Annotated in this window: 16 protein-coding genes; 4 read left to right on the forward strand and 12 right to left on the reverse strand. The window is 74.4% G+C overall.

Annotation, left to right across the window (positions count from 1 at the left end; genetic code table 11):
* Position 1 precedes the first annotated feature (1 nt).
* Positions 2-241 (forward strand): MoaD/ThiS family protein, encoded by a 240-nt coding sequence (locus LQK89_RS12965; RefSeq protein WP_231049339.1) that lies wholly within the window; start codon positions 2-4, stop codon positions 239-241.
* On the opposite strand, the gene LQK89_RS12970 is transcribed toward LQK89_RS12965, so the two are convergent.
* The 5 genes from LQK89_RS12970 to LQK89_RS12990 form a co-directional block, all read right to left on the reverse strand.
* Positions 238-1,263, reverse strand: a complete 1,026-nt coding sequence (locus LQK89_RS12970; protein WP_231049340.1) for an ABC transporter ATP-binding protein — start codon at positions 1,261-1,263, stop codon at positions 238-240. The genes LQK89_RS12965 and LQK89_RS12970 overlap by 4 nt on opposite strands.
* The gene (locus LQK89_RS12975; RefSeq protein WP_231049341.1) at positions 1,260-2,060 is read right to left on the reverse strand and encodes an ABC transporter permease; all 801 of its coding nucleotides are present in this window, start codon (positions 2,058-2,060) and stop codon (positions 1,260-1,262) included. Before LQK89_RS12975 ends, LQK89_RS12970 begins: the two co-directional genes overlap by 4 nt.
* Positions 2,057-2,860: a molybdate ABC transporter substrate-binding protein gene (modA, locus tag LQK89_RS12980; protein ID WP_231049342.1), complete on the reverse strand. Its 804-nt coding sequence runs from the start codon at positions 2,858-2,860 to the stop codon at positions 2,057-2,059. Before modA ends, LQK89_RS12975 begins: the two co-directional genes overlap by 4 nt.
* A 37-nt stretch (positions 2,861-2,897) precedes the next feature.
* On the reverse strand, positions 2,898-3,941 hold the full coding sequence (locus LQK89_RS12985) for a HesA/MoeB/ThiF family protein (RefSeq protein WP_231049343.1): 1,044 nt from the start codon (positions 3,939-3,941) through the stop codon (positions 2,898-2,900).
* Between the two features lie 62 nt (positions 3,942-4,003).
* The gene (locus LQK89_RS12990) at positions 4,004-4,417 is read right to left on the reverse strand and encodes a TOBE domain-containing protein (RefSeq protein ID WP_174777672.1); all 414 of its coding nucleotides are present in this window, start codon (positions 4,415-4,417) and stop codon (positions 4,004-4,006) included.
* A 91-nt stretch (positions 4,418-4,508) separates the two neighbouring features.
* On the opposite strand from LQK89_RS12990, the gene LQK89_RS12995 reads away from it, so the two are divergent.
* Positions 4,509-6,146, forward strand: coding sequence for a glycosyltransferase family 39 protein (locus LQK89_RS12995; RefSeq protein ID WP_231049344.1), 1,638 nt, complete (start codon positions 4,509-4,511; stop codon positions 6,144-6,146).
* A 44-nt stretch (positions 6,147-6,190) separates the two neighbouring features.
* On the opposite strand, the gene LQK89_RS13000 is transcribed toward LQK89_RS12995, so the two are convergent.
* The 6 genes from LQK89_RS13000 to LQK89_RS13025 all read right to left on the reverse strand — a co-directional run bounded on the left by LQK89_RS13000 (position 6,191) and on the right by LQK89_RS13025 (position 12,832).
* Positions 6,191-7,123 (reverse strand): 4-(cytidine 5'-diphospho)-2-C-methyl-D-erythritol kinase, encoded by a 933-nt coding sequence (locus LQK89_RS13000; RefSeq protein WP_058741189.1) that lies wholly within the window; start codon positions 7,121-7,123, stop codon positions 6,191-6,193.
* A 9-nt stretch (positions 7,124-7,132) separates the two neighbouring features.
* Positions 7,133-8,437, reverse strand: coding sequence for an O-acetylhomoserine aminocarboxypropyltransferase/cysteine synthase family protein (locus LQK89_RS13005; protein ID WP_231049345.1), 1,305 nt, complete (start codon positions 8,435-8,437; stop codon positions 7,133-7,135).
* Positions 8,437-9,528: an LLM class flavin-dependent oxidoreductase gene (locus LQK89_RS13010; protein ID WP_231049346.1), complete on the reverse strand. Its 1,092-nt coding sequence runs from the start codon at positions 9,526-9,528 to the stop codon at positions 8,437-8,439. Before LQK89_RS13010 ends, LQK89_RS13005 begins: the two co-directional genes overlap by 1 nt.
* 85 nt (positions 9,529-9,613) lie before the next feature.
* Entirely contained in the window at positions 9,614-10,609 is a 996-nt protein-coding gene (locus LQK89_RS13015; protein ID WP_175326048.1) for an ATP-grasp domain-containing protein, read from the reverse strand.
* Between the two features lie 52 nt (positions 10,610-10,661).
* The gene (locus LQK89_RS13020; protein ID WP_231049347.1) at positions 10,662-12,149 is read right to left on the reverse strand and encodes a sensor histidine kinase; all 1,488 of its coding nucleotides are present in this window, start codon (positions 12,147-12,149) and stop codon (positions 10,662-10,664) included.
* On the reverse strand, positions 12,146-12,832 hold the full coding sequence (locus LQK89_RS13025) for a response regulator transcription factor (RefSeq protein WP_175326046.1): 687 nt from the start codon (positions 12,830-12,832) through the stop codon (positions 12,146-12,148). Before LQK89_RS13025 ends, LQK89_RS13020 begins: the two co-directional genes overlap by 4 nt.
* A gap of 170 nt (positions 12,833-13,002) precedes the next feature.
* Here LQK89_RS13025 and LQK89_RS13030 point away from each other — a divergent pair, with 170 nt between their 5' ends.
* Positions 13,003-13,590, forward strand: a complete 588-nt coding sequence (locus tag LQK89_RS13030) for a hypothetical protein (RefSeq protein ID WP_231049348.1) — start codon at positions 13,003-13,005, stop codon at positions 13,588-13,590.
* Here LQK89_RS13030 and LQK89_RS13035 read toward each other — a convergent pair.
* Positions 13,583-14,425, reverse strand: coding sequence for a helix-turn-helix transcriptional regulator (locus LQK89_RS13035; RefSeq protein ID WP_231049349.1), 843 nt, complete (start codon positions 14,423-14,425; stop codon positions 13,583-13,585). The genes LQK89_RS13030 and LQK89_RS13035 overlap by 8 nt on opposite strands.
* Positions 14,426-14,526: 101 nt before the next feature.
* On the opposite strand from LQK89_RS13035, the gene LQK89_RS13040 reads away from it, so the two are divergent.
* Positions 14,527-15,267, forward strand: coding sequence for an SDR family oxidoreductase (locus tag LQK89_RS13040; RefSeq protein WP_231049350.1), 741 nt, complete (start codon positions 14,527-14,529; stop codon positions 15,265-15,267).
* Positions 15,268-15,339 lie beyond the last annotated feature (72 nt).

The following is a 15,339-nucleotide window of genomic DNA, read 5'->3' on the forward strand; positions in this document are numbered from 1 at the left end:
CGTGACGACCCTCCGCTTCTTCGCCGCGGCCCGCGCCACGGTCGGCCAGGACGAGACCACCACGTCGGCCGCGACCCTCGACGACGCCCTGCGCGCCGTCACCGCCGCCGATGCCGAGCGCTGGACGGCGCTGCAGGAGCGCTGCTCCTACCTGGTCGACGGGGTCACCACCCGCGACCGCTCGACACCGCTCGCGGGCGTCGACACGGTCGACGTCATGCCGCCGTTCGCCGGCGGCTAGGCGTCCGGCTCGTAGACCGCGACCTCGTCCGGCGCGACCGACAGCCGGACCGTGACGCCCGGCGCCAGTCCGAGCCCCGCGGCCGTCGCGACCGTCACGTCCGCCACCAGGTCGGCGGTGCGCACGCGCACGAGTCCGTCGCGCGGCTCCAGCGCGGTCACGGTGCGCGCGGGTCCCGCCCCGTCCCGCGTCACGCGGACGGCCGTCGGGTGCAGGGCGGCGACGACGGGCCGGCCGGGAGGCACGGTGCCGGCCGTCGACGCCAGCGCACCGCCGCCGTCGAGTGCGATCCCGTCCGCGGTGGCGGTCCCGCGGACGAGCGCGAGTCCGGAGAAGGACGCCGCGAACGGCGTCCGGGGGTGTCGGAGCACCGCGTCGACGGGTCCCTGCTCGACGACGCGTCCGTCCTGCAGCACCACGACCCGGTCGGCGAGCGCGACGGCCTCGAGCGGGTCGTGCGTGACGAGCACCGTCGGCCGAGCGGCGCGCGCGGTGGTGAGGGCCTCACGGACGGCGGCGCGGGCGTCGACGTCGAGCGCCGAGGTGGGCTCGTCGAGGAGCAGGACCGCCGGGTCGGTCGCGAGCACCCGGGCGATCGCGACGCGTTGGGCCTGCCCGCCGGACAGCGCCCCGGGTGCCCGGTCGGCCAACCCGGCCACGCCGACCGCGGTGAGGGCCGCGACGGCCCGGTGTCGTGCCTCCCGGCCGCCCGTCCCGGCCGCGCGCGGACCGAAGGCGACGTTGTCGACGACGGACAGGTGTGGGAACAGGTCGGCGCGCTGGGCGACCAGCCCGACGCGCCGGCGGTGCGCCGGGAGCCGCGTCAGGTCGCGGTCGTCCAGCGCGACCGTGCTGTCCGGGGTGCGGAGGAGTCCCGCGACGGTCTCGACGACGGAGGACTTGCCGGCGCCGTTCGGCCCGACCAGGGCGACGCACTCCCCCGGCGCGACCGTGATCGCGACGTCGACGTCGCGGTCACGGTCGACGACGTGGACGCGCAGACCGGCGTCGGGGGCCGTCACGCGACGACCGCCCGGGTGCGCAGCGACGTGACCCCGATGACGACGACCGCGACGACCACGAGCACCAGGGCGAGGGCGACCGCCGTGTCCGGGTCGACCTCGCGCTGCAGGTAGACCTCGAGCGGGAGGGTCCGCGTGACGCCCTGCAGGCTGCCCGCGAAGGTCAGGGTGGCGCCGAACTCCCCGAGCGCCCGCGCGCCGCACAGCACGAGCCCGGAGACGATGCCGGGCAGGACCCGCGGGGTCGTGACGGTCAGGAAGGTGCGGGTCGGTCCGGCCCCGAGCGTGGCCGCGACCCGCTCGTACCGGTCGCCGCCGACCCGCAGGGCGCCCTCGACGCTCGACACCAGGAACGGCATCGAGACGAACACCTGCGCCATCACGACCGCCGTCGTGGTGAACGCGATGCGCAGGCCGTGCGCGTCGAGGAACGCGCCGAGCACGCCGAGTCGACCGAAGGCCGCGAGGAGGGCGAGGCCGCCGACCACGGGCGGCAGGACGAGCGGCAGCAGCACGAGGGCGCGGAGGACCCCCACCCACCGGGCGGTCGAGCGGGAGAACAGGACAGCCAGGGGGTAGCCGAGCACGAACGCGATGCCCGTGGTCGCGGCGGCGGTGCCGAGGCTCAGGGCGAGGGCGGTCGTCGACGCGGGCGAGGTGACGAGGGCGACGAAGGACCCCCAGTCGACGCGACCGACCATCGCGAGGACGGGCACGACGACGAACAGGCCGCCGAGGACCGCGGGGGCGGGGAGCCACCACGGGACGGGGGTGCGGTGCTCCCGCTGGCGTGTCATCCCCTGGGCCGGCCGAACCCGGCGCGCTCGAGCACCTGCTGCCCGGCGTCGGACCGGACGTAGGCGGCGAACGCGGCGGCGGTGGTCGGGTTCGTGGACTCCTGCAGGACGCCGATCGGGTACGTGTTGACGGCCTTCGCCGACTCGTCGAACGGGACGCCGTCGACCTTGCCCGCCGCCCCGCGGACGTCGGTGACGTAGACGAGCCCCGCGTCGGCCTGTCCGGACTCGACCTTGCCGAGCACGTCGGTGACGGACTGCTCCTCGCTGACCGGGTGGAGCTGCACGCCGGCGGCCCGCTCGACCTCCTGCGTCGCCGCACCGCACGGCACGGGGGACGCGCACGTGACGAGCTGCACGCCCGAGCGGTCGAGATCGGCCAGGCTCCGGATGCCCTTCGGGTTTCCCGGGGCGACCGCGATCTCGAGGACGTTCGTGGCGAAGTCGCGCGGCCAGCCGGTGGCGAGGTCCGACGACGAGAGCTTCGCCATGTTGGCCTGGTCGGCGGAGGCGAACACGTCGGCGGGGGCGCCGTTCTGCACCTGGCTGACGAGGTCGCTCGACCCCGCGAACGAGAACGTGACCGTGGTGCCGGGGTGGTCCGCCTCGAACTGCTCCCCGAGCGCGGTGAAGGTCTTCTGGAGGGAGGCGGCGGCGAACACGGTGATGCTGCCGGAGGGCGTCGCCGAGGCCGACGGGGTCCCGGTACCCGTGCCGCTGGTGGCGGGTTGCGCGGTGCACCCGGTCAGGGCGAGACCTGCGACGACGAGCAGGACAGCGGAACGCAGGAGCGGCTTCACGGTCCGATCCTAGCCGCAGCTGCGGGTGACGCGGCGTTCAGCTCGTCGGGTGACCCTCGGACCGCCACGCGGTGATGCCGCCGTCGAGGACGACCGCGTCCCGTCCCGCGGCGATCGCCGTCCGCGCCCACGCGGTCGCGCGGCGCCCCGAGGCGCAGACCACGACGACCGGACGGCGGTCGTCGTCCGCTATGTCGTCCGGCGTGACGGACCCGGCGATCGTCCCCGTCGCACGCTCCTCGGCGGTGCGGACGTCGACGAGCATCGGTGCCGCGTCACCGGCGAGCCGCTCGGCCAGGGCGCTCGGCGAGGTGCGCTCGGGCTCGACGTCGGTCGACCGCGCCGGACGACGGCTGCCCGGACCGCGCCGCAGCGGGCTCTCCGTCCACCGCCACCGTCGGGCGTCCACCGTGAGCACCCGACCGAGCAGGGGCGCACCGAGCAGGTGTCGCTCCGGTGCCGTCGATCCGGGTCGGGGTCCGGCCAGCAGGGCCGTCACCTGGGCGGCCATCACCGCCCCGACGGCACCGCACAGCGCGGGGAGCACGCCGTCGAGCGCGCAGGACCCCTCGTCCGGCAGGGCATCCGGGTGCAGGTCGTGGAAGTCGACCGGCTCGTCCGCGGCGTCGTGGAACACCGAGACCTGTCCGTCGAACCCGAGCACCGTGCCCCAGACGAACGGGATGCCCGCGGCGGCGCAGGCGTCCGACACCGCCCGGGTGACCTCGACCCTGTCGGCCGCGTCGACCACAACGTCGTGGTCGGCCACGTGCTCCGGGCGGAAGGGCTCCGCGAGCGCGACGACCTCGGCGACCGGGTCGACCGCCCGGACCCGCGCCGCGGCGACCTCGGCCTTGGGGAGTCCGACGTCGGCGAGGGCGAAGAGCGTCTGCCGGGCGAGGTTCGAGGCGTCGACGACGTCGTGGTCGACGACCGTGATCCGCGCGAGCCCGGCACCGGCCAGGTAGGTGAGGACGGGTGCGCCGAGCCCACCGGCCCCGACGACGAGCACCCGGCCCGTGGCCAGGGCGTCGATCGCGCGCTGCCCTGCCCCTTCGAGCGCCGCGGTGCGCGAGGTCATCCGCCGACGGACCGCCACCGGGTCGGAACGCATCGGCGTGCGCATCCCGGACGGGTCGCCGGTCACCGTGCGCCTTCCGGACGGTCGGGCACCTCGACCGTCACCATCGTCGCCTTGACCGACGCGACCGCGACGGACCCGACCTCGAGCCCGAGGTCGCGCACCGCCTCCGAGGTCATCAGGGACACCACCCGGTTCGGTCCGGCCTGCAGCTCGACCTGCGCCACGACCCCGTCGACGACCAGGTCCGTGACGATCCCCACGAAGCGGTTCCGCGCGGAACTCCGCACCCCAGAGGGGTCGTCGAGCCCCGTGTCGCGTCCGCGGACGTACGCCGCCAGGTCCTTGCCGAGCACCACCGTGCGCCCGGCGGCGTCCTCGGACCGGGGCAGGGTGCCGGCCTCGACCAGGCGTCGGACGGTGTCGTCGCTGACGCCGAGGTACCGTGCAGCATCACGGATGCGGAGTGTCGTCATGGTGGACGGCACCCTACGGCATCGCGAACTCTCACGGACGGCCGGGCCCGTGCGGGGCACCTGTCCAGACGGCCCGGATACCGTCGTGGGCGTGACTGCACCCCAGACCGGCACCATCCGTGTGCCCGCGACCGTCGGCGTCCCGCCGGTCCGATCGCGCCTGCGCTCCGCGTCCTCGGCGATCGGCCTGGCCGTCGTCCGGACGCCCGAGCTCACGGTCGGGGCGATCGGCGTCCTCACCGGTGCAGCCTTCGCCTGGGTGCCGTCGCTCTGGTACGACGAGGGCGCCACGGTCACGAGCGCGCAGCGCAGCTGGCCGCAGCTCTGGGCCGAACTGCACAACGTCGACGCGGTGCACGGCCTGTACTACGCACTCATCCACGCCTGGTTCTGGCTCGTCGGCTACACGCCCTTCACCCTCCGTTTCCCGAGCGCCCTCGCCATCGGTGTGGCCGCCGGACTCCTCGTGGCGCTCGGCCGCCGGCTCGGGGGTCGCCGGCTCGGCATCACGGCCGGACTGGTGTTCATCGCCCTGCCCCGGGTCCAGTGGGCCGGTTCCGAGGGCCGCCCCTACGCGACCATCACGACGCTCGCGGTGCTGCTCACCCTCGTGGGCCTGACCGCGGTCCGACGGACACGGACGACGCACCGCACCCGCTGGTGGGTGGCGTACGGCGTCGTGGCGCTCGTCTCGGTGACGTTCAACGTCTACCTGTCGCTCGCCGTGGTCGCGCACGCCGTCGCCCTCGCGTGGACGGTGGCCGCGCAGCGCCGGGCTGACCGGGTCGGCCGCGCCGCGACACCGCTCGTGAGCCGCCGGACGCTCGTCCGATGGGTCGTCGCAGCCGCCGGGGCCGCCCTGCTCGTCTCGCCCCTCGTGCTCGAGGTGATGGCCCAGTCGAAGCAGGTCGCGTGGATCTCCGGCATCGGGGAGCGCACGCTCCCGCAGGTGTTCTCCACCGCCTGGTTCGGCGGGATCACCCTGTACGCGGCCGTCGCCTGGGTCCTCCTGGCCCTCGGCACCGCCGTCCCGCTGATCGCCGCGCGTCGCCGTGTCCCCGACGTCCGCGACCTCGTCCGGGCGCAGGCGGTCCGCGTCGCGCTGCCCCTCGCGGTGCTGCCCACGAGCGTGCTGCTCATCGCGACCGCGCTCGGCAAGCACCTGTACTCCCCCAAGTACGCGTCGCTGAGCCTGCCGTTCGTGGCGCTCCTCATCGCCCTCGCCGTCACGCTCGTCCGTCCGCGGGCCCTGCTCGCCGCCGCCGTGGCCGTCTGCCTGGTCGGCGGCATCCCCTCCGCCGTGTACGTGAAGAGCCCGCAGTCCAAGCAGGACTCCACCTGGGCGAACGCCGCGTCGATCATCTCGAGCGAGCGTGCCGGTCGTGCCGGTGCGAACGAGGGCGTCGTGTTCGGCAGTGTCTACGGACACCCGGGGACCACCGCCGACATCATCCGGATCTCGTACCCGTGGGCGTTCACCGGCATGACCGACCTGGGCGCGACCAAGATCGGCGCCGAGAGCGGTGTGCTGTGGAACCAGAACGGTGACCTCGCGACCACCATCCCGGCCCGGCTCGGCGAGATCGACACCGTGTGGTTCGTCGGTGGCACCCCGAAGGCGCGGAACATCGAGCCGGAGACCGCCGCCGTCCTGGCCGAGCACGGCTTCCACGTCGAGCAGCAGTTCCGCTCCGGCCGCGTCGTGATGACGGAGTTCGTGAAGGGCTGACGCCCGGACGGTGCAGCGGCTGGAGCGCGCAGCACCGCAGACGGTCAGTGCACGACGCGTGCGCCGTGCACGGGGCCGGTCGCCCGGAGCGCCACGAGCCCGGCGGCGCTCAGCTCGACCTGCACCTCGAGCGCGGCGTCACGGTCGGCGACCAGGAACGCCACGGTCGGCCCGCTGCCGGACACGATGCCCGCGAGCGCACCCGCCTTCTCGCCGATCTCGAGCGTCGTCGCGAGCGCCGGCTGGAGCCGCATCGCCGGAGCCTGCAGGTCGTTGTGCAGGCAGTCCGCGAGCAGCCCCGGGTCCCCCGCGCGGAGTGCCTGGAGCACGTTCGCCTCGACCACGGGGGTGGTCGGCGCCGGCCGGATGTCGGCCCGGTAGCGCTCCCGGTGCGCGTCGAGCGCGCGGTACACGGCCGGGGTCGAGAGTCCGGCGTCGCTCAGCGCGAGCACCCAGTGGAACTCCCCCTTGGCGAGCGCCGGGCTGAGCTCGTCCCCGCGCCCGGTGCCGACGGCCGTGCCGCCGGCGAACGCGAACGGCACGTCCGCCCCGAGCCGTGCGGCCAGCGCCAGCAGCCCCTCACGGCCGAGCGCCGTGCCCCACAGCGTGTCCACCGCGAGCAGGGTCGCCGCGGCGTCCGCGGACCCCCCGCCCATGCCGCCGGCGACCGGGACCTGCTTGTCGATCGTCAGCCGGACCCCACCGCGGTGCCCGGCGGCGTCCGCGACCAGGCGGGCTGCGCGGATCGCGAGGTTCGACTCGTCGGTCGGCACCCCGCTCGTGTCGATCGGGCCGGTGAACCGCACCGAGAAGTCGTCGGCGGGTTCGGCGGTGACGTCCTCGTACAGCGACACCGCCTGGTACGCCGTCGCGACGTCGTGGTAGCCGTCGTCCTGCAGGGCCCCGACGGACAGGAACACGTTGATCTTGCCGGGAGCGCGCACCCGTACGCGGGTCGGAGCGGCCAGCGAGGTCATGGTTCCAACCTATCTCGCGCGCGCTGCGGTGAAACCACGCTCCAGGTCGGCCAGGACGTCGTCGACGTGTTCGAGCCCGATCGACAGTCGGATCAGCCCCTCCCCGACGCCCGCGGCCGCTCGCTCCGACGGGGTCATCTGCACGTGGGTCGTCGACGCGGGGTGCACGACGAGCGAGCGCACGTCGCCGATGTTCGAGACGTGGTCGAACAGCTCGAGGGCCGCGACGAACCGCCGACCCGCCTCGAGCCCGCCGACCAGGTCGAACGCCAGCACCGCCGACGGTCCCTTCGGCACGTAGCGCTGCTGCAGGTGGTGCCACGGCGACGACGGCAGGCCCGCGTAGTGCACGCCGCCGACCTGGTCGTGCGCGTCCAGCCAGCTCGCAACGGTCGCGGCGTTCGACACGTGCCGGTCCATCCGGAGCGAGAGCGTCTGGATGCCCTGCAGCACCAGGAACGCGTTGAACGGGGCGATCGCGGGGCCGAGGTCCGCGGACAGCTTCGACCGGGTGCGCTGGATGAAGGCCCGCCGACCGAACTTCTCGGTGAACGCCGTGCCGGCGAACCCGGACTGTTCGACCGTCGTGAGCTGCGGGTACTTCTCCGGATGTGCCGCCCAGTCGAAGTTCCCGCTGTCGACGATGATCCCGGCGATGGCGCTGCCGTGCCCGGCGAGGTACTTCGTCGCCGAGTGCACGACGATGTCCGCACCGTGCTCGATCGGCCGGACGAGGTACGGCGTCGCGATCGTGTTGTCGACGATGAGCGGGACCCCGGCCTCGTGCGCGACGCCGGCCACCCCGGCGAAGTCGAGCACGTCGCCGCGCGGGTTCGGGATGCTCTCGCCGAAGAACGCCCGCGTCTCCGGACGGACCGCGGCGGCCCACTCGGACAGGTCGGTGGGGTCCTGCACGAACGTGAAGGTGATGCCGAGGTCGCGGAGCGTCGACGCGAACAGCGTGTACGTCGCGCCGTAGAGCGAGGCGCTCGACACGACGTGGTCGCCGGCGCGGGCGACGCCGAGCACCGCGAGCGACGTCGCGGCCTGCCCGGACGCCAGGGCCAGCGCACCGATCCCGCCCTCGAGGTCGGCGATCCGCCGCTCGAGCGCGGCGGCCGAGGGGTTGTTCACCCGCGAGTACGTGTGCCCGGGCGCGTCGAGCAGGAACCGCGCCGCGGCGTCCTCGCCCGACGGGTACACGAACGCGGCGGTCTGCGCGATCGGCGGCACGTTCCCGCCGAAGCCCGGATCGGCCCTGAACCCGGCGCGGATCTGCCGGGTCTCGAACGCCCAGTCGTCCTCGACCGCCATCAGGCGACCGACCCGGCGGAGGCGGACGTGGACGCGGACGCGGACGGGGACGGGAAGACGGACGCACCGGTCGGACGGACGAGCGGGATGACCTGCTCGCCGAAGCGCTCCATCTCCTCGGCCTGTGGCGAGAACTGCAGCAGGAGCGTGTCGACCCCGGCGTCCTCGAACTCGAGGATCCGGTCCGCCACCTGCTGCGGCGTCCCGACGAACCCGGGGCGCAGGCCGCGGTTCGACACCGAGTAGTCCTCGAGCGACGGCACGTGCTCGAGCTGCGACTTCGAGATGAAGTCCTGGTACGACTCGTACGCCTTGCCGTGCTGCACGTCGGTGATGCGCGCGAGCTCGGCCTGGGCCTCCACCTCGGTCTCGCGCACGATGACGTACGCGGCCATGCCGAACGCCTCGAACGGCGCTGCTCCGGCGTCCTCGCGTCGGCGGCGCATCTCGGCGATCTTCGTCCGGAGCTCGTCGACCGTGCCGCCGTGTGTCAGGTACGCGTCGGCGAAGCGCGTGATCGAGCTCTTGCCCGCCTCGCTCTCGCCGCCGGCGTAGATCCGCGGCGTGACCCGGGGCTTCGGCTCGAGGTGCGCGTTCTGCACGTCGTAGTACTCGCCCGAGAACGAGTACGGCGTCTCCGACCACAGCCCCTTGAGGATCTGGACGAACTCCTCGGTGCGCGCGTACCGGTCGTCGTGCTCCGAGAAGATGCCGCCGTACTGGCGCGCCTCCTCCGCCCACCAGGCGCTCACCACGTTGAACGTGAACCGGCCGCACGAGATCTCGTCGATGGTCGCCGCCTGCTTCGCCGTCACGGCCGGCAGGTGGTAGCCCGGCCGCATCGCCGCCATGATCTCCAGGCGCTCGGTCGTCGCCGCGAGCGCGGCCGCGAGCGCCCACGCCTCGAGGCTCGGTGCCGCCGTCCCCTTGATGTCGTTGAGGTTGAGCTCCGGCACGAGCGTCAGGTCGAAGCCGATGCGCTCGGCTCGCTGCGCGAGCCGCTTCACGTAGTCGAAGGTGACGGGCATGTCCTCGTCCTCGACGTTGCGCAGCCAACCGCCGAAGAGCGGGGTCCAGTATCCGAATCGCACGAGTGGTTCCTTGCTGGTGGGGAGGGACGGACGGGAGGCACGGGGCGGGCCCGCACCGTGCCTCCAGTCCGGTGGGTGGTTCGTCTCAGACCGCGGCGACCGCGTGGTCGCGCTCGAGGAGCGCGCCCGTGAAGCGCGCGATGGCGCGCGGTCCGGAGACCGGCGCGACCGCCTCGACGGCGGGGTTGTAGTTCGTGTTGGTGTTGATGTCGTAGACGACGGTGCGACCGTCGGTGGTCTCCATGAACTCGACGCCCGCGATCTGGATGCCCTGGTCGGCCAGGAACGTGCGGAGGCGCTGGACGAGCGGGTGCTCGGCCGTGACCTCCTCGCGGAGGCTGAACGCCGCGGGAGCGCCGGGTGCCTCGACTCCGGGCACGTCGCAGACCGCCCCCGCGATGACCTGGGGGACCTCGCACGCGTCCGCCGGGCAGAGCTCGAAGCTGCCCGCGCTCGTGTCGACCCGCACCGCGTAGACGAACTCGCCGCCGACGAACTCAGCGCGCGTGATGAACGGCTCGCGTGCCGTCAGGTACTCCTGCAGCAGGGTGATGCCGTCGACCGGGGCCTCGAACTCGGGGCTGTCGACGTACGCGTCGAACTCGGCGAGCGAGTCGAACCGGCGGACGCCGAGGCCCTTGCCGCCCTGGTTGTGCTTCGTGATGAAGGGGACGTCCTGCCCGCCGGTGAAGGTGCGGGCGGCGTCCTTGAGCGGCGCCGTGCCGAAGACGGCGGTGGTGCGCGGAACGTCGAAGCCCGCGGCCTGCAGCAGTCCGTGCTGGGCGACCTTGGAGACCTCGAGCTCGAGCACGTGGCTGCCGCCGACGACCGTGCGACCGGCACGCTCCAACCAGCCGAGCACGGCGCGGGTGTACTCCTTGCTGTGCTCGTGCCCGCGGGTGTGGCTGCTGGCCGACATGCGGCTCCAGTACACGCCGGGCTCCGGCTCGGCCCCGAGGTCGATCTGCCCCTCGGTCAGCAGGATCTCCTGCACCGGGACGCCCTCGGCTGCGAAGGCGGCGGCGAGCGGCGGGAACCACTCGGGGTTCTCGTGGATGACGTACACGCGCGGAGTGCTCACCGCCCCACCCTAGGCACGGGTGGTCGGGAGGTGCCAGGAGTGTGACGCGGTGCTACCGCGCCGGGGTCCGGGGCGGGGTGGTCCCGCCGACGGACCGGGGCAGCACCACCCGGAACTCGGCGCCCGTCGTGCGCGGCACGGCCTCGATCGTCCCGCCCAGGCGCTCCGCGAGACGAGCGGCGATGGAGAGCCCGAGCCCGGTGCCGACCGGGCGGTCCGACCGGTGCCGGTCGCGCAGGGCGCCGCGCACGAACGCCCGGTGCAGGTCCCCGGCGTCGATGCCCGGGCCGTCGTCCAGCACGGTCAACGCGATCCCGTCGGGATGTTCTGCGACCCGGACCTCGACCGTCCCGTCCGCCTGGGCGACGCGCAGCGCGTTCTCGAGCAGGCCGTCGAGCAGCTGCCGGACGCGCTGCGGGTCCGACCGCAGCGGCGCCGCTGGGACCGATGACGTCACCCGGACCCTCACCCCGAGCGTCGTCGCGCGCCCGGACCACGCCGTGACCGCGTCGGTCGCGAGCACGACGGCGTCGGTGTCGACCGGGTGCACCGGGAAGTCGTCCGCCTCGGTGCGGGCGAGCGCGAGCAGGTCGGCCACGAAGGCGTCGAGTCGCTCGGTTTCGGCACGCAGGACACCGCCGACCCGGGCGACGTCGTCCGCCGGGACGAGGCCGTCGACGAGCGCGTCGGCGTAGCCCCGGACCGCGGCGAGGGGTGTGCGGAACTCGTGCGAGATCGAGAGCAGGAACTCCCGCTGGGCGGCCTCGGACCGGGCGAGTTCTGCGTCGAGCACGCCGAGCGCCTGCTCGATCTCCGCGACCTCGCGGACGGGTGCGGTCGCCCCGGGGAGTGCTCCGTGCACGCCCCGTTCCCCGCCCGCGAGACGGGTGGCGGCCGCGGCCGCGGACCGGAGCGGGCGGGTGACGAGCCGCGCGACCCCGATGCCGAGCACGACCGCGACGAGGACACCGACGAGCAGCGCGACGGCGGTCCGGCCCAGGACGGTGTCCTGGTGCAGCACCGAGACGTCCTCCACCGCGACCACCGAGCCGCCGCCGCGGGCCGGGACCGCCTCGACGAGCAGCGTGCGCCACCCGTCCGTCTGCCGGACGGACAGCCGCGTGGCGGTGGCGAGCCGTGCCTCCAGGCCGGCCGGCAGGGGCGTGGCGAGCTGCACGACCTCGCCGTCCCCGCCGAACCCCACGTCGATCCGGTGACCGCTGCGCCGCTCGATGCGGGCCGCGAAGGCGGCTCGCTCGTCCGACGGGGCGACCGCGACGGCCTGCGCCGACGAGCGCAGCACGAGCCGGGTCTGGCCGATGGACTCCTGCCGGAGGAGCTGGAAGGCGACGACGGCGACCGCGAGGGCGGCGATCACGGCGACCGCGACCGTCGTCGCGACCGTGCGGCCGGTCAGGCTGCCACGACGCCGTGGCGACCGGTGCGTCCGGGCTGCCGTGTCGGTCACGGTTGCGGGGTCGGTCACGGTTGCGGGGTCGGTCACGGTTGCCGGGTCGGTCACGGCTGCTGGATCGGTCACGGCTGCGCGTCCGGGTCGAAGGCGTAGCCGACGCCGCGGACGGTGCGCAGGCCCGCGGCGTCGCCGAGCTTCCCGCGCAGCTGCGCGACGTGCACGTCGACCGTGCGCGTCCCGCTGAAGTCCGCGACCCCCCACACGGCGCTGAGCAGCTGTGCCCGCTCGAACACCCGTCCGGGCTCGGCCGCGAGGTGCGCGAGGAGGTCGAACTCCGTCGCCGTCAGGGCGACCGGCGCGCCGTCGGCGGTCACCGTCCGGCGGTCGCGGTCGATCCGGAGCCGCCCCGCGTCGAGGACCGGCGCCGCCCGCACGGACGACCGACGCACGAGCCCGCGGACGCGTGCGGCGAGCTCCCGTCCGGAGAACGGCTTCGTGACGTAGTCGTCGGCGCCGAGCTCGATGCCGAGGACCCGGTCGACCTCGGCGTCGCGCGCCGTGACGAGGACGACCGGCGTCCAGTCGTCCGCCTCGCGGAGGGCGCGGACCACGGCGATGCCGTCGAGCCCGGGCAGCCCGATGTCCACGACGGCGGCCACGGGTGCGGCGCGGCGGATGAGCGCGAGCGCGTCCTGGCCGTCCCGGACCACCGTCACCGTGAACCCGGCGTCCTGCAGGTAGAGCCGCTCGACGTCGGCGATGGCGGGTTCGTCCTCGGCGACGACCACCAGTCCCTGCAGCGTTCCCATGCGGACGATGATCGCCCGCCGAGTCCGGAGATCGGCAGCGGCCGGACCGCGGTGCGTGCGGGTCCGTACAGGACCCGAACACGGGCCTGACCTCGGCCGTGCACGCGCGCCCGACCATCGACGTGTCGGATCGGGGAAGGCCCGGTCCGCAGGTCGAGGAAGGACCCACCATGCGCACCACCACCTCACGGGGCCGGAGCCTGCTCGTCGTCGCGGCGGCCGTCGGCGTCTGCGCCGCAGCGGTCGGCGGGGTCGAGATCGCGAACGCCGACACCGGCACCCCGTCGTCGTCGGCCTCTGCTGCTGCCCGGTCCGCCGCGCACCGGCTGACGACGGTCGAGCGAACCGACCTGCGGCGCATCGAGCACGCACTGCCGACGTCGCTCCGGACGGCGCTCCGTGCAGCCGAGCACCACCGGACGAAGGCCGAGCGGCACGACGCGCTCGCGACCGTCGAACGCGGTGTGATGGCGGGCACGTACGGCACGACGGCACAGACCCTGCTGCGGGACGTCCAGCAGGACGGCACGGGCGCCTGGCCCGCCGCGGTCGCGAAGCGGATCACGGCGGTCGAGGCCGGGAAGCGCGCGCCGGCGGACCGCGAGCTGCGCACGTTCCTGCGGCGCGCGATCGACGGACGGTACGGGAGCACGCTGCAGCAGCAGCTGGAGTCGCTCGGGTCGTCGCTGCCGGCGGTCACGCGCTCGGGGTCGGGGTCGGCGTCCGGCACGGCGTCCGGGTCGGCCTCCGTCAGCTAGCGAAGGTCTGCTGCCCGAGGACGCCCAGGAGCTCGAGCTTCTGGGCGTCCTCGCTCCCGGGGGGAGCGGTGAACAGCAGCAGGGCCTGCGCCTGGTCGTCCGTGTGCAGGACCTGGCAGTCGACCGTGATTCGTCCGAGTTCGGGCTGCACGATCGTCTTGTTGTCCGACCACCGCGTCGCGACCTCGTGCCGCTCCCAGACCTCGGCGAACGCGGGGCTCCGGCGCTGCAGCTCGGCGACGAGCTCGGTCGCGCGGCGATCCCCGGGCCCGGCGAGCCCGACGGCCGCCCGCAGCGACGCGACGACCACCCGGCCCAGGCGCTCGTGCTGCTCGGGTGCGTACTTCGCCGGCTCGGTGCCGGTGACGAACCACCGCCACGCCTGGTAGCGCTCGTTGCCGGGCAGGTCGACCGACCCGCCGAGCAACGCCTTGGCGAGCCGGTTCTCGACGAGGGTCTCGCCGAGGTCGCTCACCACGATCGCGGGGGTGTCCTCGAGCCGGTCGAGCACCCGGAGGATCGCGGGGTCGACGTGGTCGGCGCGGTGCATCCGGACCGGCGCGGTGTGGCCGGCGAGGTGGAACAGGTGGTCGCGCTCGTCGAGGCTGCACCGGAGCGCCCGCGCGATGGCCGCGACCATCTGCTCGGACGGCTGCGGCCCGCGCTGCTGTTCGAGCCGCGTGTAGTAGTCGACGCTCATGCCCGCGAGGGCGGCGACCTCCTCGCGCCGCAGGCCGGGCGTGCGGCGCCGGGCCCCCGCGCCGAGCCCGACGTCCTCGGGCCGGAGCAGCTCGCGGCGGCGACGCAGGAAGTCGGCGAGGGCGTGGCGGTCCATGCGCCCATGCTCCTCCGTCCCGCGGCCCGGAACCAGGGATCGCCCGTCCCCCGATGCGCGCGTCCTGGTGCCGGGCGGGCGGGGAGCGCATCGTGGTCGTCATGGACACCACGACCAGCACCGTCTTCATCCCCGGCGCGACCTCCGGCATCGGACTCGCGCTCGCCCAGCGTCTGCAGGCAGCGGGCAGCACCGTCGTCATCGGCGGGCGGCGCCGCTCCCTGCTCGACACCCTGGCCGCCGAGCACGGCTTCGACACCGTCGCGATCGACGTCGCCGACCCCGCCTCGATCCGCAGCGCGGCCGCCGAGGTCCTCGACCGTCACCCCGTGCTCGACGGCCTCGTCACGATGTCCGGCATCATGCGGAACGAGGACCTGCGCGATCCCCGGCACGTCGACGACGCCGTGGCGACCGTCGAGACGAACCTGCTCGGCACGATCCGGCTCATCGACGCGTTCCTGCCGCAGCTGCTCTCACGGCCGGCATCGACCCTGGTGACCGTCACCTCGGGGCTCGCGTACGTGCCGCTCACGGCGACGCCGACGTACAGCGCGACGAAGGCCGCCGTGCACTCCTACACGCAGGCCCTTCGGCAGCAGCTCGTCGGCAGCACGGTCGAGGTGCTCGAGCTGGCGCCCCCGGCCGTCCGGACCGACCTGATGGGCGGCGCGGACTTCGGCGGGATGCCCCTCGACGCCTTCGCCGACGAGGTCATGGACCTGCTGCGCTCCGGTGCGGCGCCCGAGGTCCTCGTCGAGAACGTCCTGCCGCTCCGATGGGCCGAGCGCGACGGGACGCACCAGCAGATCCTCGAGGCGATGGCCGGCCGCGGGCACTGAGCGCGTCCGGCGGCCCACCGGGGTCCCGCGCCCGGATGGTCTGCGTCCGGGCGGTCCGCGCCGGGGCGGACG

It is taken from the genome of Curtobacterium sp. C1 (genome assembly GCF_021049325.1).
GTDB lineage: Bacteria > Actinomycetota > Actinomycetes > Actinomycetales > Microbacteriaceae > Curtobacterium > Curtobacterium citreum.